Below are 24,035 nucleotides of genomic sequence, written 5' to 3' on the forward strand. Positions count from 1 at the left end.
ATCCATGGGGGCCAACACAAAGCCAGCGATCACCGGAATCAAGAGCCAGCCCTGTCAACCAGGGCTCTAACGAAAACAACCATCTGCAATCCCTCGCACTGTTCAATCAGGCGAGGGACTTTGCAGAGGTTTTCAGGGCAGGGGAGTAGAGCTTATCCGGCGCTTGCGTGGGAAGTTTCAGCAACCTTGTCGCGCAGCACCAGGCTGCACAGCGCCGGCAGGAACAACAGCGTCAACACCGTGCCCACCAACACGCCGCCAATCAGCACATAGGCCAGCGACGACCAGAACACTGACAGCGTCAGCGGAATAAACGCCAGCGCCGCTGCCAGTGCGGTGAGGATTACCGGGCGCGCACGGCGCACTGTGGCTTCGATGATGGCCTCGCGAATCGCCATGCCGTGATCCTGGTTCTGGCGGATCTGGTCGGTAAAGATCAGCGTGTTGCGCATCAGGATGCCGCCGATGCCGATCAGTCCGAGAATCGCGTTGAAACCGAATGGCTGGTTGAACAGCAACAAGGTCGGCACTGCACCGATCAGGCCCAGAGGCGCGGTAGCGAACACCATGAACATCACGCCGAACGAGCGCACCTGGAACATGATCACCGTGAGGGTCAGCAGGATCATGATCGGGAACAGCGCCGCCAGGGCCACGTTGGCCTTGGCGCTTTCCTCTACCGGGCCGCCGATGTCGATTTTGTAACCACTGGGCAGCTTGGCGATCAGCGGTTGCAGGTCTTTGTACACGGCCATTTCCACATCGGGCGGTTGCACGCCGTCGATGATGTCGGCGCGCACTTCCACCGTGGTGGCGCGGTCACGGCGCTTGAGGATCGGTTCTTCCATCACCGCCTTGAAATGTCCGACCTGGGCCAGCGGCACCGACGTACCGGCGCTGTTGGTCAGCGTCATGTTATTGAGGTTGGCAAGGTCTTCGCGTTGGCTGCCCTGGGCGCGGGCCACCACTGAGACGGTGCGGTTGCCTTCGCGGACTTCGGTGATCGGGTTGCCGCTGAGCAGGGCGTTCAACTGGGACTTGACCTCGTCGGGGGTAAAACCCAGCAAGCGCAGGCGGTCCTGGTCCAGCACCAGGCGATAAGCGCTGGCACGCTCGCCCCATTCGAGGAAGGTGTCTCTGGTCAGCTTGTTGCCGGCCACGACCTGGCGCACGTCTTCAGACAGCTCGCGCAGCACATTGAGGTCTGGCCCGGAGACGCGAAACACCACCGGGAACGGCACCGGCGGGCCGAAGACGAGCTGTGTGACCCGCACCCGCGCCGATGGAAATTCGCCTGCCGCAATGCGCTCGCGCATACGCAGTTTCAGCGCATCGCGGGCGTGGGAGTCGGGGGTTTGCACGATCAGCTTGGCGAACGCCGGGTCGGGCATTTCAGGGTTCAACGACAGGAAAAACCGCGGTGCACCGCCGCCCACATACGTGTCCACCATGCTGGTCTGCGGCTCTTGCAACAAGGCTTTCTCCACTTGCGCTGCCACCGCTTCGGTGCTTTTAAATGCACTGCCGGGTGGCATATACACTTCAAGAATCAGCTCCGAGCGGTCGGAGTCGGGGAAGAACTGTTTCTTCACCACCGCCATACCCAGGCCGCACAGCACGAACGCGGCCACCACCAGCCCGGTTACCAGCCAGCGCCCGCGCACGCAGGCCTCCACCAGGCTGCGCAGTTTCTGGTAGTAGCGCCCGGCATAAATCGCATCATGCCCGCCGGGGACTGGCTTGATGTGCGGCAACAACTTCACGCCCAGGTAAGGCGTAAACACCACGGCCACCAGCCAGGATGAAATCAGCGCGAAACCTACGATCCAGAAAATATTCCCGGCGTACTCGCCCGCCCCGGAGCGCGCAAACCCAACCGGGAGAAAACCGATGATGGTGACCAGGGTCCCGGTCAGCATCGGCGCCGCCGTGGAACTCCAGGCGTAGGTGGCCGCGTGGATCCGATCAAAGCCTTCTTCGAGTTTGACCACCATCATCTCGATGGCAATGATCGCGTCGTCCACCAACAAACCCAGGGAAATGATCAGTGCGCCGAGGGTCACGCGGTCGAATTCACGGCCGGTGACCAGCATGATCACGAACACGATCGAGAGCGTCAGCGGCACGGCTGCCGCCACTACCAGCCCCACGCGAAAGCCCAGGGCCAGCAGGCTGATCAGCATCACCACGGCCAGGGCGACGAAGAATTTGAGCATGAACTCGTTGACCGCCAGGCTGATGTTTTTCGCCTGGTCGGAGACTTTGGCGAAGTTCACGCCCAAGGGCAGGTCGGCCTGGATCCTGGCTTCCTGGGCCAGCAGGCTCTTGTCCAGTTCCAGGCCGTTCCAGTGTTTTTCCATGATCACACCCAGCATCAGCGCGGGGTCGCCCTGGTGACGGATGCGGTAGCTGGGCGGGTCTTCATATCCGCGGCTCACCGTGGCGACATCAGCGATGCGCAGCACGCGGCCATTGACTTGCAGCGGTACGTTTTCGATCAGCGCGAGGCTGTCGAAGGCGCCGTCGATGCGTATGTAGGCGCGGGCGCCGGCGGTTTCGACGAAGCCTGCGGGCGCCACGGCGTTTTGCGCGGCGAGGGCGGCGAAGATTTGCTCGGGCTTGATGCCCAGAGTTGCCAGGCGCTCATAGGAAAACTCCACAAACACGCGCTGGGCCTGTTCACCAAGGATATTGACCTTCTTTACCCCCGGCAGGTTGAGCAAGCCCTGGCGCAGTTCCTCGGCCATTTGTACTTGCTGGCGGTGGGGCAGGTGTTCTGCCTCCAGGGCATACAAGGCGAAATACACATCGGAATATTCATCGTTGAAAAACGGCCCGATCACGCCCTTGGGCAGTTGCGCGGCTTCGTCGCTGAGCTTTTTGCGTGTCTGATAGAACAGCGCCTGGATCTCGCTCGGGCGTGTGGATTCGAGGAAGGTCATGCGCATCGACACGAAACCCGGCTGGGCGATGGTCTCGACACGGTCGTAGTAGTCCAGCTCCTGCAAGCGTTTTTCCAGGCGGTCGGCCACTTGCTCCTGCATCTCCTGGGCGGTGGCGCCGGGCCAGGCGGCGGTGATGGTCATGACCTTGACGGTGAACGAGGGGTCTTCGGCGCGGCCCAGCTTGCCGAACGCGAAGACCCCGGCGAAGAGGATCGCAATCAGCAAAAACAGGGTGACAGCGCGGTGTTTGACGGCCAGTTCGGAGAGGTTGATCCCGCGCATACTCATTGATCCTGCTTACGGTTGAGGGCCAGCGCTTGGGAGGGCAGCAAGCGCACCGTATCGCCGCTGTGCAACAGGTGAGCGCCGAGGGCGACGATGGTTTGGCCGGGTGTTACGCCGCTGTCAAGCAAGGCGTCCTCCTGGCCGAGGCTGGCGACCTTCACCGGGGCGAAGCTGAGTTTGAAATCGTCGCCAATCACCCATACGCCCGTGCCTTGCCCTGCATCCTGCAAGGCGCCAATGGGTACGCGGGTTTGCAGGGGCTGGCCGTTGCCTTGCAGGCGCACGGTGATGGTGGAACCGAGGGCGAAACGTTCGACCGCACCCTGCAGCACATAACGTGCGCGGTAGGTGCGGGTGACGGGGTCGGCGCTGGCGGACAGTTCGCGCAGGGTGGCGGTCACGGCTTGGTCCGCTGCGCCAAAGGGAAACGCCAGGGCTTTTTGCGTAGCCAGGTCACGCTGGTTCTCCGGCAGATTGACGATGGCTTCGCGGGCGCCGTCATGGGCCAGGCGCGCCACGATTTGCCCTTCGGCTACCACCTGGCCGCGATCGGCCAGCACGTCGGTGATGATGCCGTCGCCATCGGCCTTGAGTACTGAATAAGTGCGACGGTTTTCGATCTGGCTGGCATCCGATTGCGCCGCGGCCAGTTCGGCCTGGGCGACGCGCAGGTTAGTGGCCGACTGATCGAAGATCTGCCGCGACACCGCGCCGGTACTGGCCAGGCGCTGGTAACGGTTTTCGTCATCGCGGCGCTGGCGCAGTTGGGCCTGGGCGGCGTTGACGCGGTTTTTTGCCGAGCGCAGCGCCAGTTCGAAGTCGCCAATGTCCAGCACCAACAGGGTGTCGCCACGGGAGACGTGCTGGCCGGGGTCGACCTTGCGTTCGATCACCTTGCCGCTGACCCGAAAGCCCAGGTCGCTTACCGTGCGCGCGGCCACTACACCGGTATAGGCGCTTTGCTGGGTGCCGGCTGCTTCGACCTTGGCGGCGAGTACCGGGCGCGGCACTCGCACCTGGGCGGTATCGGCCTTGCTGTTGCAGCCATTGAGGAACATCAACAGGGCCAGGGGCGTGAGAAGACGCAGGGGGAGAGGGGGCATGACGAACTCCAGGGTGACCATAGGGCAAAAAAATTATGGGCATAATTTTTTCTCATATTATGGTCGAAATATAAATTAATCCAGCCCCCGGATATTCCCAGTCAGTTGTGCGCAGATCTCTTGTGGGCTTGTTCGCGAAAGCAGCATAGGTATCTATATATTTTTGTAGGTTGTAGCAGCTGACGGTAACCACGATGCGAAGCGAGCCGCTCTTGATCTTGATCTGCTTTTGATCTCAAGCGCCCCGTTAAACCACGCTGGCGGATTACGGGCACACCGAGCCTGGGCGAGGTGCCGAGTGGTGGGGCAAGAGCCCTTTGGTTACTTTGGGTTGGGCCGGCATTCCGGCTCTTTTCCAAAGTGACCCGCCGTCAGGCGGAACCCTAAGAGGCCGTTACCGCAGCAATGGATATGTACACAATCTAACTGTGTTGACTGCAAGGCCGCCTTCGCGAGCAAGCCCGCTCCCACAGTTGGATCGCGGGGTGTCAGGTAGGTAGGTGTCGGCTGGCAAGCCACCATCGCAGGCAAGCCCGCCTACAGGCTAAAGAATTGTTCTATATGTAGAACGATCAGGGCCAGTTTTGCCCTCTAGTGCTCAGAGGTGAGGCGAATTAAGCTGTACTCACTTTGGAGGTACATCATGAAGAAGCTAATTGGTATCTACACCAGCCCCCGCGCCCACTGGGTCGGCGATGGTTTCCCGGTACGCACGCTGTTTTCCTACGACACCATGGGCAAGCACATCAGCCCATTCCTGTTGCTGGATCACGCAGGCCCGGCTGAATTCACCCCGACTGAACAGCGTCGCGGCGTCGGCCAACACCCGCATCGCGGTTTTGAAACCGTGACCATCGTCTACGACGGCGAAGTCGAGCACCGCGATTCCACCGGTGCCGGCGGCAAAATCGGCCCGGGCGATGTGCAATGGATGACTGCAGCCAAGGGCATTCTCCACGAGGAATTTCACTCCCAAGCTTTCGCCCGTAGCGGCGGGGCGCTGGAAATGGTGCAACTGTGGGTCAACCTGCCGGCCAAGAACAAAATGGCGGATGCCGGTTACCAGACCATCGTGGATGGCGATATCCCGGTGCTGCCATTGGCTAACGACGCGGGGCAATTGCGCCTGATCGCCGGTGAGTTCGCCGGTACTCAGGGCCCGGCCCGCACCTTTACGCCGATTGACGTGTGGGACTTGCGCCTCAACGCCGGTAAGGCGGTCACGCTGGACCTGCACGCCGGGCGCAACACGGCCTTGGTGATCCTCAGCGGCACTGTGTTGGTCAACGGCAAAGAAGTCGCGCGCCAAGGGCAACTGGCGTTGTTCGAGCGTGACGGTGATCAGATCACCCTGGAGTCCAATGACGACGCCAAGGTGCTGCTGCTCAGCGGTGAACCCATCGACGAGCCCATCGTCGGCCACGGTCCGTTCGTGATGAACACCGAGCAGGAGATTCACCAGGCGTTCGCCGACTTCCAATCGGGCAAGTTCGGGCAGATGCACGCCTGACGGTTCACCGCAAAAAACCTGTAGGAGCGAGCTTGCTCGCGAAGAACTTCAACATACTGCGTTCAATCAGACAGAACGCGTTATCGTTGTGGTTTTTCGCGAGCAAGCTCGCTCCTACATTTTGTTCCCAGGGTTCTTATTTCATGCGATCTTCTCGGCATTCGCCCTGGAGTCGCCTGGATGCCCTCATTTATCGCTGATCACCCGATGTTGTGCGCCGTGGCGTTGATCCTTATCGACATTGCCGTGTGGCGCCTTATTTCCCCCAGCCTGGCCAATTGGAAACTGGCGGCGCGGCTGGTGATCTTTGCGGTATTCAGTGCCGTGTTGTTCAACGACGGCATGAACCCCATGCAAGCGGCGCCCTATGCCGACGACACCACCTTGCACCTCGCCGCCACGGCGTTGCAGATCGGCTGGTGGCTGTTCGCGGCGCGCACCCTTACGGTGTTGCTCGGCGCGGTGATGATGCAGCGGGTCGGCCATACCGGGCGTTTATTGCAGGACCTGCTGGGCGCGGTGATTTTCCTGATCGCGATCATCGCCGCCATGGCCTATGTGCTCGACCTGCCGGTCAAAGGCGTGCTGGCCACCTCCGGCGCCGTGGCGATCATCGTCGGCCTGGCGCTGCAAAGCACCTTGAGCGATGTGTTTTCCGGGATCGTCCTCAATACCACCAAGCCTTACCAGATCGATGACTGGATCTCCATCGACGGTACTGAAGGCCGCGTCACCGACATCGACTGGCGCGCCACGCGCCTGCAAACGTCCCAGGGCAGCCTGGCGGTGATCCCCAATTCCCTGGCGGCCAAAGCCAAGATCATCAACTTTTCGCGCCCGGCAGACATGTTCGGCCTGGCGGTCAGCCTGCAAGTCAGCCCCCATGCGCGCCCGCAAACCGTGATCGAGGCCCTGGAGCGTGCCATGCAGGGCTGCCGGCCGCTGCTGGCCAAGCCCGCCCCAAGCGTGGCGTTCAAGGCCTCCACCAGCGGCGGCGTGGAATATGAAATCAGTGGGTTTGTGCCGGCCATGGGCCTCAAGCGTGAAACACGCAACCAGCTTTACGACCTGGCCTATCGGCATTTGCAGGCGGCAGGTGTGGGGCTGTTGTCCTCCACCGAAGGCAGCACTCCGCCATCCGTGTCCGGCGCCCGTGCTCTGCTTGAGCGCTCATCGATCTTCTCTACCTTGCGTCAGGAAGAAAAAGACACCTTCAGCCAGAACATGACCCTGCACACCTACCGCGCCGGTGAGATGATCCTGGCGGCGGGAGAGGTCAGCGATCACCTGTTCATCATCGAGTCTGGCGTGGTCTCGGTGCTGTTGATCAAGGACGGGCACAAGTTCGAGGCCGGGCGCATGGGGCCGGGGGAGGTGATCGGTGAGTCCGGCATCCTTTCCGACCAGGCGGCACTGGCGGATTTTTCGGCCAAGACCTACTGCACGCTGTACCGCATCGAAAATGAATACCTCAAGCCGTGCCTGGACGCTCGGCATGATATCGGCGAAGCCATGAAAGCGCTGCTGGATTTCCGTCGCCATGCCGCCCAGGCCCTGACCGAAGACGTACCCGTGGTGCCGGTCAAGAAGGGCTTCATCCAGTGGCTGAGGAAGCGTGGCCTGTAGATTGGTCACCTGTTCTTCGCCCGGATTGGCTATTTCTCCAGAACGCTGCGCTGATTACTCTGCGCACCTGTCCCAACGTTCTGGAGTCTCATCATGCAAACCCGTACCGATTTCTACACCGCTTCCCCAGACGCGATGAAAGCCATGCTCGCCCTGGAAGCGGCGGTAGGCAAACTCTCCATCGAATTGCCACTGCTGGAACTGGTGCGCCTGCGCGTCTCGCAAATCAACGGCTGCGCGTTCTGCCTCGACATGCACACCGCCGATGCGCGCAAAGGCGGCGAGACCGAGCGGCGTCTGTACACCCTGTCGGCCTGGCGCGAAACGCCATTTTTCACCCCACGTGAACGCGCCGCCCTGGCCTGGGCCGAAAGCCTGACCCTGCTCAGCCACACCCACGCCCCGGATGAAGACTTCAACGCCCTGGCCGCCGAATTCAGCCCACAGGAGCAAGTCGACCTGAGCGTGGCCATCGCCACCATCAACAGCTGGAATCGCCTGGCGGTGGGGTTTCGCAAGATGCCCAAGTAAGGCATCAGTTGGCTTTGAAATAACCACGCGGGGTGCTGCCGGTCATGCCTTTGAAAAAGGCGATCAACGCACTGTCGCTGGCAAAGCCCAGTTCAAAGGCGCAGTAGCCCAGGCTGCGCCCGGTGGCGAGCAGTTCGATCACCCGCATCAGTCGCCACTGTTGGCGCCACTGCTGATACCCCAGGCCGGTTTCCTTGAGGAAAATCCGGCCAATGGTCTTGGTGCTGGCGCCAATGTGCTGCTCCAGTTCCTGCAATGTCGGTGGCAAGCGGTCGAGTTGGGCCAGCAAGGGTGCCAGGCGCTTGTCTTGCGGCAACGGCAGGAGCAGGGGCTGCTCGACCGCGTGGCGGATTTCGTCCAGGCACAGCCCAAGCAAGTGGGCATAGCGGCCGGTGTGCCAATCGGTCTCGAAGGGTGCCATAGCCATCGGTTCCAGTACGGCCCGCAGCAAGGTACTCACTTGGATCACTCGCACCTGCGCGGGTAACTGCCCGGCCAGGGCCGCGCTCACGTACACCGACCGGTAATCGACCGCGTGCTGCATCACCGCGCGATGAGGCAGGCCGCAAGGTATCCAGGCAGCGCGGGTGGGCGGCAGCAGGCACAGCTGGGTGTCCAGTGTGATACGCGTGCAACCTTGCTGGGTGAACAGCAACTGCCCGCGCTGGTGGCGATGCATGCCGGAGTCGTGATTGCCCAGCACCGCAGCGATGCCGATCACGGGAGCGGCAAACGCGTCGGGATTGAAAGACGCAGTCGCTTCGAGCCAAGCCATGGTTTGTCCGATTTCATGGATAAAATGTCGAAGTCTGGATAATACCCCAGTTGGCGCGGCCTAGAATTCGTCCATTGTTTTTATGGATGGACCTGGTGATGAAGGCTGGAAATTTGCTGATGCTGACGATGGCCTTGCTGATGTTCCCGCAATTGGCCCAGACCCTGTACAGCCCGGCCCTGGGCGATATCGGCCGGGTGTTCGCGGTCGAGCCTGAGCGGGCGGGGCAGACACTGTCGGTGTACTTCCTGGCCTTCGCTTTTGGTGTAGTGGTATGGGGGCGCTTGAGCGATCGTTGGGGGCGGCGGCCCGTGATGCTGATCGGGCTTGGGATTTATGCAGGAGCCTCGGCGCTGGCCTTGAATGTGACTACCTTCAGCGGTTTGTTGCTGGCCCAGGCGTGTGCTGCTTTCGGTGCGGCGGTGGGGTCGGTGGTCACGCAGACCGTGTTGCGTGACCGGTTCCACGGCGCTGGACTGGCCCAGGTGTTTTCGCTGATGGGCATTGCGCTGGCGGCCAGCCCCGCCATCGGGTTATTCAGCGGTGCGAGCCTGGTGGAGTGCTTCGGCTATCGCGGCGTGCTTGGCACGTTGCTGCTGCTCGCACTGGGGTTGTGGGCCTGGTGCCTGTGGGCCCTGCCGGAAACACGCCCGGCATCGTTGCCCACGGCCGCCCTTGGCCAGACACTCGGATTGATGCTCAAGGATGCCGGAATCTGGCGCTCGGTCGGATTGGTGGCAGCCTTCAATATTGCGCTGTTCAGCTATTACAGCGTGGGGCCGTTTATCTTCGCGCACCTGGGGCGCTCCACTGCCGAGTTCGGCTACAGCGGCGTGCTGCTGGCGTTGGGGTCCGGCCTGGGGGCGTGGCTGAACAAAACCTTGCTCAAGCGTGGTATGGACAGCGATCAATTGGTGTTTGTCGCTGCTGCAGTGGCGGTGGTGGGGAGCCTGCTGGTACTGGCCCTGCAACACAGCTGGTTATTGGTATGGCCGATGTTGCTGGTGGTGCTGGCATTCGGCATGGCGATACCCAACGTGCTCGGCGGCGCGTTAGTCGACTACCGCGATCGCCTCGGCACTGCCGCCGCGTTGTTTGGCTTGCTGTATTACCTGGTGATTGGTGGCGGGCTGACCCTGGTGGCATGGACCCAGGACCTTGGCTGGAGCCTGTTGGTATGCAGCTTGGCGGCGTTGTGGCTGGCAACGCCGCGGGTCTTCAGAAGTTGACCGATGCACTCAGGCGCGCCGTCAGCGGTGCGCCCTGGAACAGGTAGTCATCGCCCATGTACTCGCCTGCGTCGCGCCAGTAACGCTTGTCGAACAGGTTGTCGACGCTCAGGCGAAACACCGTCTCGTACCCATCGACCTTGGTGGTGTAACGGCTGCCGACATTGACCACCGCGTAATCACCCACCTGTACATTACCGGTGCGATTGGCGTATTTCTTGGCGCTGTATTGCACGCCGCCCAGTACCGCCAGGCCATTGACCCACGGCAAGGCATAGTCGGCGTACAGGCTGGCGCGCAGCTTGGGCACGTTGATCGCCTGGTGGCCTTCATAGTCCGGTGTGCCGCTGCCGCTGACCCGCGCTCGAATCGCTGCCACGCTGGTTGCGATTTGCAGGCGGTCGGTGGCCCAGCCGTTGGCGGACAGTTCCAGGCCGGTGTTCTTCTGCTGGCCTTGCTGCAGGTAGGTGAAACCGTCACCCTCGGGCTTGGCGTATTGGTAAGCCTGGCGCGTCTGGAACACGGCAGCGGCAAAGCTGATGCGGCGCCAGTCGTATTTAACCCCGGCTTCGATTTGACGGGAGACGGTGGGGGCGAGGGTTTCATCCTGGTTTTTTGCGAACCACGGCGCCGTGCCACCCAGTGACAGGCCCTTGCTGTAGCTGGTGTACAGCGACACGTTGTCCACTGGTTTGTAGATCAGCGAGGCCTGGGGCAGGAACACGTATTGTTGGGTGTGGCGTGTCTGGTTGCCGGTGACGCCGTCAAAGGCTTTTTCATCCAGGCGTACTTCACGGCCACCGAGGATGGTTTGCCATTGCTCGTTGAAGCGGATGCGGTCAGTGACGAACAGGCCGTACTGGCGGCTGTCGAGGTTGCGGTGGCTGTCGTTCAGCGGTTTGTCGGTAGGGGGAAAACTCGGAACTCGTTCGTCGATATTGGCGGTGCCGATAAATTCGTTGACCGACTTGCGTTTGTCGATCACCCGGCGAAAGGCGCTGGTGCCAAACGTCAGTTCGTGGCCTATGCTACCGGTGTCGAACAGGCCGGTCATGGCCGCCTGGATTTCGTCGTCGCGGCGAGTGTCGTCAGGGCTGCGGTAATCGTAGACGTCGTAATTGCCTTCGGGGCTGAAGTAGTTCGGTACGCTTGTTGAACTGCAACTGGCCGACCCGTAGCAGCCCCACGCAAACGAGCTGTAATCGTCAATCACCACCTTGCTGCGCGCCGCACTGATATTACCTTTCCACTGGTCGCTGAAACGGTACTCGAACTTGCCGTTGAGGTTCAGCGAATCAATCCCCACCTGCTTGCCGCCAGTCTGATGCCCCAGCAGCTTTTTCGGCGAGGCGTCATGGGGCACTTCCGTACCCCCCAACAGTTGATACCCCGGTACCGAACGTTGTTGCTTGTTCTGGTACTCGGCATCCAGTTGCAGCACGGCGTCGGGGCTGATGTTCCAGTCAAAGGCCAGGGACAGGAAATCGCGCTGGCCATTGGCGTGTTCCACATAGGAATTGAGGTCTTCATGGGCGACGTTGGCACGCAGGCCGAACTGCTGCTCGCTGCCAAACCAGCCGCCGACATCGGTGGCGATATAACCGCTGCCGCGATCATCGGTAGACACCGTTACCGAACGCACGTCCTCCGGCCGCTTGGTCACGTAGTTGATCACGCCACTGGGCTCGGAAATGCCGCTCTGCAAACCGGCCAGGCCCTTGAGCACTTCCACCTGCTGCTTGTTTTCCAGAGCGACGTTCTGCTCGCCTGTGATGGTGCGCCCGTTGATCTTGTAGCTGCTGGCCGCATTCAGCGAGAAGCCGCGCACCACGAAGTTTTCGTAATAGCCGATGGGCGCGTAACTGTCGCCCACCGAGGCATCGTTGCGCAGCACTTCACTGAGCAAGCGTGCCTGCTGGTCCTTGATCAAGGCTGCGTTGATCACCGTGATCGAGGCCGGAGTGTCGAGCAATGGTGCTTCATTGAAACCGCCCACCGAAGCGGTTTCATTGCGGTAACCGGACTCATCCAGGCCCTGGACCTTCACCGCCGGCAATTGGATCTCGGCGGCCAGGCTGCTGCCGATGCCGCCACTGAGCAGCAGGCCGAGGGCAAAACGTGAAGTGACGACGGGTCGAAAACGCAGAACCATGGGCAGGGCCTTATAGCGCGGGGCGGGGGCGCATAAGCTAGGCATAACGGCCAGGTTTTACAAGCGTTCGGTACTCGCGCACACCTAGCCTGGGCGAGGTGCCGAGTGGAGGGGCAAGAACATTTGATTACTTTGCCGCTTTTGCAAGGTGACCCGCCGGTGGGCGGAACCGATAGTGGCCGTTACAGCACAATGGATATGTACTCGGTCTGGTTAAAGGTGGGAGGGCTTGCCCCCGATGGCGGTGGGCCAGCCCCAGATGTATTGGCTGACACTCCCTCATCGGGGGCAAGCCCCCTCCCACCTTTTTGAATGCGTTTCAACGTGAGCGCTTGAGGGTTTCGCTGGGCAGTTCCTTGAATAGTGCTCGATAGCTGTTGGAAAACCGCCCCAGATGCCAGAACGACCAATTCATCGCCACCTCGGCCACGGTGGTATCCGCGCCATTCAATAGCTCCCGCCGCGCCCCATTCAACCGACGCAACCGCAACCACTGCGCCGGACTCATCCCGGTGTAGGTCTTGAACCCTTGTTGCAATTGGCGCAACGGCACACCCGCAATCTGCGCCAGCTCCAACAGGTTGGCAGTTTCATCCGGTGCATCCGCCGCCCATTCACCGATACGTGCCATCAACCGGCGTTCTTCATTGCGTTTTTGCAAGGAGCTGCCGTCCAGGCACACGCAGGCGTTGTCGAGGATAAACAGGCAATCGTCGAGCAACTGCTGGGTCAGGGCATCACGGCTGATGGGGTCGGTCAGTGCCGACAGGCGCGTAAGGGTTCCGCTGAGCCAGCGAGTGAACAGCGCGTTTTGCTGACAGGCCAGTGGCGCCATGAACAACCCTTCCAGTCTGGCCATGTCCAGCCCATGGCGCTGCACGAACTGCGGGCCGAACACCACCGCTACCTCGCGGTAGTTCTGCGGGGTGATCCAGGTATTGCGGCTTTCGCCGTTAAGCAGGTACAGCGCGTTGTCGCTGCCATCGAAGCAGAACGACAGCGAGCCTGGCGGCGCGTTGAAGTGCTGTTCCACGCGGGTGTTCATACATTCTTCGTACACCTGCACGCCTTGCAGGTCGAGGTAGCGCACGCGCCCGGCAAAATGTCCGGGGGACATTTGCTGGTAGTGCTGCACCCAACCGGGTGTCGCACTGCATTGGGCGGTCACATCGCCGGTAGCGAAGGCCTGTACGCGCAAAGCGGTTGCCTGTGTCATGGGGGATCCGTGCGCACTCTATTGGTGCGTTGTACTGCGTGCAAAGTGGATAGATGCCGTTTCAAGGCCGGCCCAAGATAGACCTCAATGTGTCGACTGTACAAGCCGGCGCCGCATCCCACCCAAGACGAGGTCCTTATGAATGCCCCCTTCGATCAGCTCTCCACCTGGCTGAAAGAACACAAGATTACCGAAGTCGAATGCGTGATCAGTGACTTGACTGGCATTGCGCGCGGCAAAATTGCACCCACCAACAAGTTCCTGCATGAGCGAGGCATGCGCCTGCCGGAAAGTGTGCTGCTGCAAACGGTAACCGGGGACTTTGTCGACGACGACATCTACTACGACCTGCTGGACCCGGCTGATATCGACATGATCTGCCGTCCGGTGGCCAACGCCACCTACGTGGTGCCCTGGGCCATCGAGCCCACCGCCATCGTGATCCACGACACCTTCGACAAACAGGGCAACCCGATTGAACTGTCGCCGCGCAATGTGCTGAAAAAAGTCCTGCAGCTGTACACCGACCAGGGCTGGCAGCCGATTGTCGCGCCGGAAATGGAGTTCTACCTGACCCAGCGCTGCGAAGACCCGGACCTGCCGTTGAAAACCCCCATCGGTCGTTCGGGGCGTGCCGAAACCGGGCGCCAGTCATTTTCCATCGATGCCGCCAACGAATTCGACCCGCTGTTCGAAGACGTCTACGACTGGTGCGAAGCCCAGGGCCTGGACCTCGACACACTGATCCACGAAGACGGCCCGGCGCAGATGGAGATCAACTTCCGTCACGGCGACGCCCTGGACCTGGCCGATCAGATCACTGTGTTCAAGCGCACCCTGCGCGAGGCCGCGCTCAAGCACAACGTGGCCGCTACGTTCATGGCCAAGCCGGTGGCCGACGAACCCGGCAGCGCCATGCACCTGCACCAGAGCGTGGTGGAAATTGCCACCGGAAAACCGGTGTTCGTCGATGCCGACGGCAACATGAGCCCGTTATTCCTGCATCACATCGGCGGCCTGCAGAAGTACATCCCCAAGCTGCTGCCGATGTTTGCACCCAACGTGAACTCGTTCAGGCGCTTTTTGCCGGACACCTCGGCGCCGGTCAACGTCGAATGGGGTGAAGAAAACCGCACCGTCGGCCTGCGCGTGCCGACTTCCAGCCCCGAGGCGATGCGCGTGGAAAACCGCTTGCCGGGTGCCGATGCCAATCCCTACCTGGCGATCGCCGCCAGCTTGTTGTGTGGCTACCTGGGCATGATCGAGCAGATCGAGCCCAGTGCGCCGGTGGAAGGCCGTGCCTATGAGCGCCGCAACCTGCGCCTGCCGTTCACCCTCGAGGATGCCCTGGCACGCATGGAAGACTGCGACACAGTCAAGCAATACCTGGGCGAAAAATTCGTGCGCGGCTACGTCGCGGTCAAGCGCGCCGAGCATGAGAATTTCAAGCGGGTGATCAGTTCCTGGGAACGTGAATTCCTGCTGTTGAGCGTCTAAAACAACGATAAAAGGGGTGACGATATGCGTCTTGTGAACAAGTTTCTGCCGTTGGCACTTGCACTTGTACTACCGGTGGCGTTCAGCGCCCAGGCAGCGTCGACGGTGAGCGTCTACAACTGGACTGACTACATCGGTGAAACCACCTTGGCGGATTTCCAGGCCAACACCGGGATCAAGGTGGTCTATGACGTGTTCGACTCCAACGAAACCCTGGAAGGCAAGTTGCTCGCCGGGCGCACCGGCTATGACGTGGTGGTGCCCTCCAACCACTTCCTGGCGCGGCAAGTGAAGGCCGGCGCGTTCCTCACGCTGGACCGTGCGCAACTGCCAAACTTCAAGAACCTCGATCCCCGGTTGCTCAAGCTGCTGGAGCAGAACGACCCGGATAACGCGCACTCGGTGCCGTACCTGTGGGGCACCAATGGCATCGGTTACAACGTCGACAAGGTCAAGCAGGTGCTGGGTATCGAGCGCATTGATTCATGGGCGGTGCTGTTCGAGCCGGACAATCTCAAGAAGCTCCATGAATGCGGTGTGGCCTTCCTTGATTCGCCGGATGAGCTGTTCCCGGCGATCCTCAACTACATGGGCAAGGACCCACGCAGCGAGAACGCCGAGGACTACAAGCAGGCCGAAGCCAAGCTGCTGACGCTGCGGCCGTACATCACTTATTTCCATTCCTCCAAGTACATCTCGGACCTGGCCAACGGCAATATCTGCGTGGCGTTCGGTTATTCCGGCGATGTGTTCCAGGCCGCCAACCGCGCCAAGGAAGCCAAAAACGGGGTGAACATTGCTTACTCGATTCCCAAGGAAGGCTCCAACCTGTGGTTCGACCTGCTGGCAATTCCTGCCGACGCCACCAACCCCAAAGAGGCCCACGCGTTCATCAACTACCTGCTCGAACCCGAAGTGATCGCCAAGGTCAGCGCCTCGGTGGGCTACGCCAACGCCAACCCGGCGGCCAAGCCGTTCATGGCCCCGGAACTGGTCAACAATCCTGAGGTTTACCCGCCCCAGGAAGTCCTCGACAAACTCTACATTTCCACCACGCCCACGCCGGCGACCATGCGCGTGATGACCCGCGCCTGGAGCAAAGTGAAGTCCAACCGATGATTCAGTCCAACGAACATGCGCAGTCCTATTACCGCGCGACAGCCAACACCATGCCGCAGCGGCCTGCACTCGACGCTGATCTGAGCGTCGATGTGTGTGTGATCGGCGGCGGGTTCACCGGGGTCAACACGGCCATCGAACTGGCCCAGCGCGGGCTCTCGGTGATTGTGCTGGAGGCCCGACGCATTGGCTGGGGTGCCAGCGGGCGCAACGGTGGGCAGTTGATTCGGGGTATCGGTCATGATGTCTCGGGGTTTGCCAAATACGTGGGCGAGGAGGGCGTGCGCTATCTGGCGCGAGCCGGTATCGACTCGGTGGCGTTGGTGGGCGAGCGCATCGGCGAGCATGGTATCGATTGCGACTTGCGCTGGGGTTTTTGTGAACTGGCCAACACCCCGGCGCAATTCGCCGCGTTCAAGAATGAACAGGCGCAGTTGGCGGCCATGGGCTATGCCCCTGAAACCTGGTTGGTGGGCGCGCAGGACATGGCCCAGGTGGTGGGCTCGACGGTGTACGCCGGAGGCCTGGTCGACATGGGCTCCGGGCATCTGCACCCGCTCAACCTGGTGCTTGGCGAGGCGCAGGTGGCCGAGGCCCTCGGGGTGCGGATCTTTGAACAGACCGAGGTGCTGGAACTGATCCATGGCAACACTGTGCAGGTGCGTTGCGCCGGTGGCAGCGTGCGCGCCGCCCATCTGGTGCTGGCGTGCAATGCGCATCTGGAGAACCTGGAGCCGCGCCTGGGCGGCAAGGTGCTGCCGGCGGGCAGCTACATCATCGCCACCGAGCCGTTGCCGGAAACGGTGGCCGAGCAATTGATTCCGCAGAATCTGGCGCTGTGCGACCAGAAAGTCGGGCTGGATTACTACCGGCTGTCCGCCGATCGGCGCCTGCTGTTTGGCGGTGCCTGCCATTACTCGGGGCGCGATCCCCAGGACATCGCCGCCTACATGCGCCCGAAAATGCTCAAGGTCTTCCCGCAGTTGGCCGACACCGCCATCGAGTTCCAGTGGGGCGGCAAGATTGGCATCACCGCCAACCGCTTTCCCCAGGTCGGGCGGTTGAAGCAGTACCCCAATGTGTTCTATGCCCAGGGCTATTCCGGCCATGGCCTCAACGTGACCCACTGGTGCGCACGGCTGCTGGCCGAAGCGATTCACGCGGGTGCAAGTCGCGGCCTGGATATTTTCAGCCAGGTGCCGCACATGACCTTCCCGGGCGGCAAGGCGCTGCGCTCGCCGCTGTTGGCGTTGGGGATGTTGTGGTATCGGTTGCGGGAGGTGCTTTGATCACACAAAGGGCGCAGGCAATCGCTGTACTGGGCGCCTTATTCACTAACCTCAGTTTCAGTCAGCACCTTGCGAAACGTCTCCACCAGCGGTCGCAAATTAACGCGGTGCCAGGCCGCCCACAGCGGTGTGGTGTAGGTCAGCCACGGCAACTCTCGCAACACCACGCCGGGCGGGGCATTGCGGCTCAGGCCCTTCTGCACCATCGCTACCCCGAGCCCTGACGCCACCAGGCCCAGTGCGGTAAAGGGTTCGCTGGCTTCCATGGGAATCTGTGGGGTGAAACCGGCACGGATGCAGGCGGCGACGAAATCATCGGCGGGGTTGGCGCCGGCTTTGCGCTGCACGCCGATCCATTGTTGATCGGCCAGGTGTTCGGGCAGCAGTTCGCGTTGCCGGGCCAGCGGATGCTGTTCGGGCAGGGCCAGCAGCATCGGGTCGTCGAGCACCTGCAAGGCGCTCAGGTTTGGATCGTCGTCGGCGGGGGGCTCGCTTACCAGGGCGATGTCCAGACTGCGTTGGCGCAGGCCCTCCAACTGTTCGAGGGAGGGCAGGTTATACAGCTTGATATGCACGGTGGGGCGATCGTCGCGCAGTATGCGCAAGGCATTGGGCAGAACACCGGCGTGCATGGCATTTTCGATATAGCCGATGCACAGGCCGCCTTCTTCCCCACGGCCCAGGCGCTTGCCCAGTGATTCCAGACGGTTGGCATGGGTCAGCAGCGCCTTGGTTTCAGCCAGAAAGGTCTGGCCGTCGCGGGTCAGGCGGATGCGCTGCTGGCTGCGTTCGAACAGGGTCAGGCCCAGGCGCTCTTCGAGCTGGGCTATTTGCCGGCTCAGGGGCGATTGGGAGATGTGCAAGCGCTCGGCGGCGCGGCCGACGTGTTCCTCTTCGGCGACCACTTCGAAGTAGCGCAGTTGGCGTAGATCGATCATGTAAGACCTGCAAGGACTCAAGTTGGTCGCAGTATGTCTTGGACGGTCTGAATAACGCAATCTAGCATCTGCTCAACGGTCACAACCAACCGATTGAGGATCTCACCATGAGCTTGAAAGACAAACTCCCCGGCGTACTGGGCTTTGGCACCGCACCCTTGGGGAATATGTTCCGCGCCATCCCTGAAGACGAAGCCCAGGCCACCGTCGAAGCCGCCTGGAACCACGGCGTCCGTTACTTCGACAACGCGCCGTTCTACGGCTCGGGCCTGTCGGAAATCCGCTTGGGCCAGGCCCTGTCCAACTACAACCGTGATGACTACGTGCTCAGCACCAAGGTCGGCCGGGTGATTCTGGATGAAGTCGAAACCGGCGCCCGCGACCTTGGCGAAAAAAGCGGCGTGTTCGAACACGGCCGCCCGAATAAAATCCTCAATGACTACAGCGCCGATGCCACCCTGCGCTCCATTGAAGACAGCCTCAAGCGCCTGCAAACCGATCGCCTCGACATCGTGTGGATTCACGATATCGCCCAGGATTTTTACGGCGACCAGTGGCTGGACTACTTCAACCAGGCCCGTACCGGCGCCTTCAAAGTGCTGACCCGCTTGCGCGAGGAGGGTGTGATCAAGGCCTGGGGTCTGGGCGTCAATCGCGTCGAGCCGTGTGAACTGACCCTGGACCTGACTGAGGCGCAGCCCGACGGGTTCCTCCTCGCCGGCCGCTATACGCTGCTGGACCACGAGCGCGCACTGCAACGCCTGATGGACGCCGCCTTGGCCCAGCAGGTTGAAATTGTGGTCGGCGGCCCGTACAGCTCTGGCATCCTCGCCGGCGGCGCACACTTTGAATACCTGCTCGCTAAGCCTGCGATCATCAGCAAGGTCGAGCAGATCAAGGCGATTGCCCAGGCATTTGGCGTGAGTGTGAAAGCCGCGGCGCTGCAGTTTTCCCTGGCACACCCGGCCGTGGCGGCGGTGATTCCCGGTGCCAGTCGTCCGGGGCGGATTGCCGAAGACGTTGCGGCGTTGTCAGAACAGATTCCAGCAGCCTTCTGGCAAGCGCTACGCGAGGCCCGACTGATTTCGGACCGTGCGCCTTTGCCTCTCTAATCTTAAGGAAGCTAACCATGAAAATTGATGTGAGCGGCAAAGTAGCCATCGTCAGCGGCAACACTGCCGGTATCGGCTTGGGCATCAGCCAGGCCCTGGCGCAATCCGGCGCAACGGTGGTAGTGATCGGGCGGGACGCGGGCAAGGTCGACGACGCTTTGGCCAGCATTCGCCAAGGGGTGCCCGGCGCTGACCTGCGTGGGCTGGTGGCCGACCTTGGCACCCTGGAGGGCGCCGAGAAACTGTTCGCCGCCGAACCTCGCGCCGATATCCTGGTCAACAACCTCGGCATCTTCAACGATGTGGATTTCTTCGAGGCGCCAGACAGTGAGTGGACGCGCTTCTATGAGGTCAATGTGATTTCCGGCGTGCGCCTGTCGCGCCATTATGCGCCGGGCATGGTCGAGCAGGGCTGGGGGCGGGTGATCTTTGTGTCGTCGGAATCCGGGGTGGCGACGCCGGCCGACATGATCAACTACGGCGTGACCAAAAGCGCCAACCTGGCGGTCTCCCACGGCCTGGCCAAGCGCCTGGCAGGCACCGGGGTGACGGTGAATGCGATTTTGCCGGGGCCGACCTTTACCGACGGCCTGGAACAGATGCTCAAGGACGCCACGGCCCAGTCCGGGCGCAGTGCGCGGGAAGAAGCCGATGTGTTTGTGCGTAATGCGCGGCCCACCTCGATCATCCAGCGTGCAGCCAATGTGGATGAAGTGGCGAACCTGGTGGCGTACATTGCTTCACCGCTGTCGTCTGCCACTACCGGTGCCGCTTTGCGCGTAGACGGTGGCGTTGTCGACAGCATGGCGATCTGATTTTTCCCCTGATTGGAGTATTTATCGTGGCAACAGCGTCTTCAGTAATTGAAATCCCGGCATCAGCCGTCCAGGTCTGGCAACTGATTGGCGGCTTCAACAGCCTGCCCGACTGGCTGCCCTTTATCGCCAAGAGCGAGCCGAGCGAAGGTGGCCGTGTGCGTCACCTGACCACCGCTGACGGCGGCCAGATCGTCGAGCGTTTGCAGACCTTTGATAACGTGGCGCGCATTTACAGCTACACGATTGAAGAATCGCCGTTTCCGGTGAGCGCGTATCTGGCGACCGTGCAGGTTGAAGCGCTGACCGAGTCGTCGGCGAAAGTCACCTGGTCCGGCGTGTTCACTCCGGCAGCGGGCACCACGGATGCGGCGGTGGAGGAGTTATTTGCCGGCGTCTACAGCGGTGGCTTGGAGGCGTTGCGCGGCAACTTCCCCAACTGAACCGGTGTTATCGGGAAAAAACTGGTGATGGGCGAGGATCGCTGCAACTGACTCAGCGGGCGTCCTCTGCGCCGTATCGAGCCTGAACGGCGGCTCATCCCAGCATTCATACTCATGCACCAGCACCGACTGCCAGGTCGGCGGCGCCAGACCGGGAACATCGCCCACGCGGCTTTCCACACGGCGCCGATGCTCGTGCTGATCAGCACACACCACCTGGATATTGATCAGTTCAACCTGCGCTGTCGTCGCCACGGCTTGCCAGGCTTGGCGGCTCTCCCTGACCGGGTTCACGCAATCGGCGATGACCCGATGCCCCAGGCGCAAATTGCTCAGCGCCAATGCATTGGCCACGCTGTAGCCGCTGGCGCCTACATCCCCCGCCAATACGGCAGCATCGCGCAGCGCCTGTTCGATCACATCAATACGCAGGTAAACCGCGCCGGTCTGTCGCGCCAGTTCCCTGGCAACCGTGGTCTTGCCGCTGCCGGGCAGACCGCTGAATACGATAAGCATGGTCATCAACTCTTTGCAGGAGCGAGCTTGCTCGCGAAAAACGTCAACGATAACGCGTAGTTCCAGGTAAAACGTGTGGTCTTGACTATTTTCGCGAGCAAGCTTGCTCCTACAGTGTTATTAGAACTGCTTCACTTCGACAACAGGACCTGCGCCCCATGACCCTGCCATTCGTGAAGATGCACGCCCATGGCGACGACTTCATCATCATCGACCGCCGTGGCCAGGACAACCCCATCACTGCACAGGTCGCCGCCCGCCTGGGCAACCGCCGCTCGGGTATCGGTTTCAATCAGTTGGCGGTGATACTCGACTGTGGAGACGCCGTCGCACATGTCCAGTTCTGGAACCCCGACGGCACGCGGCTGCCAACCTGCGGCAGCGCGACTCGCGGGGTGGCTGACCGCCTGATGCACGAGACCGGCATCGACACCGTCGTATTACGCACCGACCGCGGTTTGCTGACGTGCACACGCGTCGACGGGCAGCGCGTGTCGGTGGACATGGGCGCGCCGTCGCTGGACTGGGCGGCGGTGCCGCTGGCCGAGGCGATGGACACCCGCGTGCTGCCCATGGACGGTAACCCGGCGGCCTGCAGCATGGGCAACCCGCATTGCACGTTTTTTGTGCAAGACATCGCTGCCATCGATGTCGCGGCGGTGGGCCCGGCGCTTGAAGCCCACCCGCTGTTCCCGGCCAAGACCAATGTGCATTTTGTGCAGGTGTTGAGCCGTGGCCGTATCCGCCTGCGCATCTGGGAGCGTGGCGGCGCGGTGCCGTTGGGCTCCGGTTCGTGCTGCTGCGGCGCGGTGGTCAATGGGATTCGGCGCGGGTTGCTCGATGACAGCGTGGAGGTCGAATGCGACGGTGGCACGGTCACGGTGCAGTGGGACGGGCAGGGCGGGGTGATCTTGACCGGCCGTGTCGAGCCGATCATGCAGGGCGCCGCATACCTGGCCTAGAACGTCACGGTAAACGTAGTACCGGCCGTGGCGCAGGACGTCACCGCCACATCGCCACCATGCACCTTGGCCAGTTCGCGCACGATATACAGGCCGAGGCCGACGCTGCGCACATCGCTGCCCTGGTCGGTGCCACGGGTCATGGGCTCGAACAACCCGGCCAGCAGTGTTTCGGGAATCGCCAGGCCATGGTTGTGCACCGCGACCGCGCAGGCGTTGTCGCCCAGGCGCGAGGTGATGGTGATCGGTTGCAGCAGGTCGCCATAGGCCACGCTGTTGGCAACCAGGTTACCGATCATCTGCTGCACTCGGTCGGCATCCAGGCACGCCTGGCCGTTGCCTTCGGCCTGATGCACCAGCGTGGCCCTGGGAAAGGCCACCCGCAACTCATCCACCGCATGTTGAATAACGCCGTGCAAATCCAGCGGCACCGCCTTGATGGTGATGCCCTGGCCGACCCGTGCCTGGGTGAAGTCCAGCAGGTCGGCGATCATGCGATGGGCGCGTTCGGCTGACTGGCCGATATGCCCCAGCAGTTGGCGCTCCTTGGCCGTGCGCTCGCCGCGCTGCAGAAAGTCCGAAGCCATGCGGATGGCGGTAAGGGGGTTTTTCAAGTCATGACTGACAATCGCCACCATTTGTTCGGCAAACAACGCCCGGCGCTGGGCAACCGCATAGGCCGCGCTGAGTTCGGCCTGGGCCTGTTGCAGGGCGACCTCGGTGGCGGTTTTTTCCTGGAGCAGCGCTTCGGCCAACTTGCGTGCATTGAGCAGTTCGCGCTCGTATTTGTCGCGGTCGGTGGTGCCGAACAGTGCCAGGTCATGCACCACGCCGTCGGCCTGCCGGCGCTGGTTGGCATTGAGTAATACGGTCACTTTGTGCCCGGCGCAATGGCGGATGTCGAGCTTCACTTCGGTGACGCTGCCGTGCATGCGTAGCATCGGTGCCAGGTGGGTCTGGTAGAAAATCCGCCCGCCCATGGTCAGCAGGTCCTGGAAGCGCCGCCCTTGCAGCGCAGCGGCGCTGAACCCGAGCCAGTCGCTCAAGCGCGGGTTGACGTGCAGGATCGTGCCGTCTTCGTGGGTTACGGCCAGGGCGCAGGCGGCGCTGTCGAATAGCGACTCAGCAGGCATCGGCAGGCGCCCAGGGGGCCAGGAACCGGTCCATTGCCGCTGCGCACGCCTGGGGTGCACTCATATGCGGGCAATGGCCGACATTCTCCACCAGGCAATAAGTGCTGTTGGGCAGCACGCGGTGCAGGTATTCACCCACGGCTACGGGGGCGATCAGGTCGTCAGTCGATTGCAGGATCAACACCGCAGTGGTCAGGCCCACTACATCCTGGCGGTTATCCGAAAGGAAGGTCACCCGGGCAAATTGCTTGGCGATGTCCGGCTCGGTGCGGCAAAAGCTCTCGGTCAACGCCTCACCCAGTGCCGGTTGGTCCGGCGCGCCCATGATTACCGGGGCCATCGCGCTCGACCAGTCCAGGTAGTTGCTGTCGAGGGTGTCGAGCAGGTCGTCGATATCCTCGCGCTTGAAGCCGCCAACATAATCGTCAGTGTCGATATAGCGCGGCGATGGGCCGATCATCACGTGCGCAGCAATACGCCCGGGGACAAAACGGTCGGCGAGGGTGCCAATCATCGCGCTGACGGAGTGGCCCACCAGGATCACCGGGCCTTGGGCATAGGCGTCGATAATCTCGTTGAGGTCGCGGGCGTAGCCGTCCAGGGCCAGGTATTTGGCTTTGTCGAACGCGCTGAGGTCCGACCGGCCCGCACCGACCAGGTCGTAGAGAACCACGCGAAAGCGCTGGCTAAAGTGCGGCGCCAACTGGTTCCACATCGCTTGATTGCAGCCAAAGCCGTGGGAAAACACCAGCGTCGAAGGACCGTCGCCCATCACATTCACATTGTTGCGGTAGCGCAGGTCCATGGCGTTCTCGTAGCTGGCAATTTGCTATGCGGGG

20 protein-coding genes are annotated in these 24,035 nt (G+C 61.8%); 11 read left to right on the forward strand and 9 right to left on the reverse strand.

Annotation, left to right across the window (positions count from 1 at the left end; all coding sequences use genetic code 11):
- Positions 1-152 precede the first annotated feature (152 nt).
- Positions 153-3,227, reverse strand: coding sequence for an efflux RND transporter permease subunit (locus tag E4O97_RS15615; RefSeq protein ID WP_216091595.1), 3,075 nt, complete (start codon positions 3,225-3,227; stop codon positions 153-155).
- Between the two features lie 2 nt (positions 3,228-3,229).
- Complete coding sequence (locus tag E4O97_RS15620; protein ID WP_248161661.1) at positions 3,230-4,333, reverse strand: efflux RND transporter periplasmic adaptor subunit; 1,104 nt, start codon at positions 4,331-4,333, stop codon at positions 3,230-3,232.
- 643 nt (positions 4,334-4,976) lie between these two features.
- On the opposite strand from E4O97_RS15620, the gene E4O97_RS15625 reads away from it, so the two are divergent.
- From E4O97_RS15625 to E4O97_RS15635, 3 genes are all read left to right on the forward strand, one after another.
- A complete protein-coding gene (locus E4O97_RS15625; RefSeq protein ID WP_216091593.1) occupies positions 4,977-5,843 on the forward strand; it encodes a pirin family protein in 867 nt (288 codons plus the stop codon).
- A 180-nt stretch (positions 5,844-6,023) separates the two neighbouring features.
- Positions 6,024-7,469: a mechanosensitive ion channel family protein gene (locus E4O97_RS15630; protein ID WP_032880754.1), complete on the forward strand. Its 1,446-nt coding sequence runs from the start codon at positions 6,024-6,026 to the stop codon at positions 7,467-7,469.
- Between the two features lie 93 nt (positions 7,470-7,562).
- Positions 7,563-8,000, forward strand: a complete 438-nt coding sequence (locus E4O97_RS15635; protein ID WP_005788953.1) for a carboxymuconolactone decarboxylase family protein — start codon at positions 7,563-7,565, stop codon at positions 7,998-8,000.
- Between the two features lie 4 nt (positions 8,001-8,004).
- On the opposite strand, the gene E4O97_RS15640 is transcribed toward E4O97_RS15635, so the two are convergent.
- Positions 8,005-8,775, reverse strand: coding sequence for a helix-turn-helix transcriptional regulator (locus E4O97_RS15640; protein WP_078821164.1), 771 nt, complete (start codon positions 8,773-8,775; stop codon positions 8,005-8,007).
- A 98-nt stretch (positions 8,776-8,873) separates the two neighbouring features.
- Here E4O97_RS15640 and E4O97_RS15645 point away from each other — a divergent pair, with 98 nt between their 5' ends.
- On the forward strand, positions 8,874-10,004 hold the full coding sequence (locus E4O97_RS15645; protein ID WP_248161663.1) for an MFS transporter: 1,131 nt from the start codon (positions 8,874-8,876) through the stop codon (positions 10,002-10,004).
- Here the strand turns inward: E4O97_RS15645 and E4O97_RS15650 are convergent.
- Together E4O97_RS15650 and E4O97_RS15655 are read right to left on the reverse strand one after the other, a co-directional pair.
- The gene (locus E4O97_RS15650; protein ID WP_248161665.1) at positions 9,994-12,156 is read right to left on the reverse strand and encodes a TonB-dependent siderophore receptor; all 2,163 of its coding nucleotides are present in this window, start codon (positions 12,154-12,156) and stop codon (positions 9,994-9,996) included. The two genes, E4O97_RS15645 and E4O97_RS15650, sit on opposite strands and share 11 nt — an antisense overlap.
- Before the next feature lie 319 nt (positions 12,157-12,475).
- Positions 12,476-13,372, reverse strand: a complete 897-nt coding sequence (locus tag E4O97_RS15655; RefSeq protein ID WP_248161667.1) for a helix-turn-helix domain-containing protein — start codon at positions 13,370-13,372, stop codon at positions 12,476-12,478.
- A gap of 138 nt (positions 13,373-13,510) precedes the next feature.
- Here E4O97_RS15655 and E4O97_RS15660 point away from each other — a divergent pair, with 138 nt between their 5' ends.
- The 3 genes from E4O97_RS15660 to E4O97_RS15670 are packed head-to-tail and all read left to right on the forward strand — an operon-like array spanning position 13,511 to position 17,277.
- A complete protein-coding gene (locus E4O97_RS15660; protein WP_005788943.1) occupies positions 13,511-14,869 on the forward strand; it encodes a glutamine synthetase family protein in 1,359 nt (452 codons plus the stop codon).
- Positions 14,870-14,893: 24 nt separating this feature from the next.
- Positions 14,894-15,988, forward strand: a complete 1,095-nt coding sequence (locus E4O97_RS15665) for a polyamine ABC transporter substrate-binding protein (protein ID WP_078821167.1) — start codon at positions 14,894-14,896, stop codon at positions 15,986-15,988.
- Complete coding sequence (locus E4O97_RS15670; RefSeq protein WP_078821168.1) at positions 15,985-17,277, forward strand: FAD-binding oxidoreductase; 1,293 nt, start codon at positions 15,985-15,987, stop codon at positions 17,275-17,277. Before E4O97_RS15665 ends, E4O97_RS15670 begins: the two co-directional genes overlap by 4 nt.
- Positions 17,278-17,315: 38 nt before the next feature.
- On the opposite strand, the gene E4O97_RS15675 is transcribed toward E4O97_RS15670, so the two are convergent.
- On the reverse strand, positions 17,316-18,215 hold the full coding sequence (locus E4O97_RS15675; protein WP_078821169.1) for a LysR substrate-binding domain-containing protein: 900 nt from the start codon (positions 18,213-18,215) through the stop codon (positions 17,316-17,318).
- 107 nt (positions 18,216-18,322) lie between these two features.
- Here E4O97_RS15675 and E4O97_RS15680 point away from each other — a divergent pair, with 107 nt between their 5' ends.
- From E4O97_RS15680 to E4O97_RS15690, 3 genes are read left to right on the forward strand one after another with little or no spacing between them, the layout of a single operon-like run.
- On the forward strand, positions 18,323-19,327 hold the full coding sequence (locus E4O97_RS15680; RefSeq protein ID WP_248161669.1) for an aldo/keto reductase: 1,005 nt from the start codon (positions 18,323-18,325) through the stop codon (positions 19,325-19,327).
- A 17-nt stretch (positions 19,328-19,344) separates the two neighbouring features.
- Positions 19,345-20,142: an SDR family oxidoreductase gene (locus tag E4O97_RS15685; RefSeq protein ID WP_248161672.1), complete on the forward strand. Its 798-nt coding sequence runs from the start codon at positions 19,345-19,347 to the stop codon at positions 20,140-20,142.
- A 26-nt stretch (positions 20,143-20,168) separates the two neighbouring features.
- The gene (locus E4O97_RS15690) at positions 20,169-20,585 is read left to right on the forward strand and encodes an SRPBCC family protein (RefSeq protein ID WP_216091587.1); all 417 of its coding nucleotides are present in this window, start codon (positions 20,169-20,171) and stop codon (positions 20,583-20,585) included.
- Here E4O97_RS15690 and E4O97_RS15695 read toward each other — a convergent pair.
- Complete coding sequence (locus E4O97_RS15695) at positions 20,526-21,101, reverse strand: AAA family ATPase (protein ID WP_248130185.1); 576 nt, start codon at positions 21,099-21,101, stop codon at positions 20,526-20,528. The two genes, E4O97_RS15690 and E4O97_RS15695, sit on opposite strands and share 60 nt — an antisense overlap.
- Positions 21,102-21,259: 158 nt before the next feature.
- Here E4O97_RS15695 and dapF point away from each other — a divergent pair, with 158 nt between their 5' ends.
- Positions 21,260-22,063, forward strand: coding sequence for a diaminopimelate epimerase (dapF, locus tag E4O97_RS15700; protein WP_078821173.1), 804 nt, complete (start codon positions 21,260-21,262; stop codon positions 22,061-22,063).
- Here dapF and E4O97_RS15705 read toward each other — a convergent pair.
- Both E4O97_RS15705 and E4O97_RS15710 read right to left on the reverse strand, forming a co-directional pair.
- Positions 22,060-23,196, reverse strand: coding sequence for a PAS domain-containing sensor histidine kinase (locus E4O97_RS15705; RefSeq protein WP_216091586.1), 1,137 nt, complete (start codon positions 23,194-23,196; stop codon positions 22,060-22,062). The two genes, dapF and E4O97_RS15705, sit on opposite strands and share 4 nt — an antisense overlap.
- Complete coding sequence (locus E4O97_RS15710; RefSeq protein ID WP_248161673.1) at positions 23,186-24,001, reverse strand: alpha/beta hydrolase; 816 nt, start codon at positions 23,999-24,001, stop codon at positions 23,186-23,188. The genes E4O97_RS15705 and E4O97_RS15710 overlap by 11 nt, the downstream gene beginning before the upstream one ends.
- Positions 24,002-24,035: the final 34 nt, after the last annotated feature.

Source organism: Pseudomonas sp. W15Feb34 (genome assembly GCF_023127765.1).
GTDB lineage: Bacteria > Pseudomonadota > Gammaproteobacteria > Pseudomonadales > Pseudomonadaceae > Aquipseudomonas > Aquipseudomonas synxantha_A.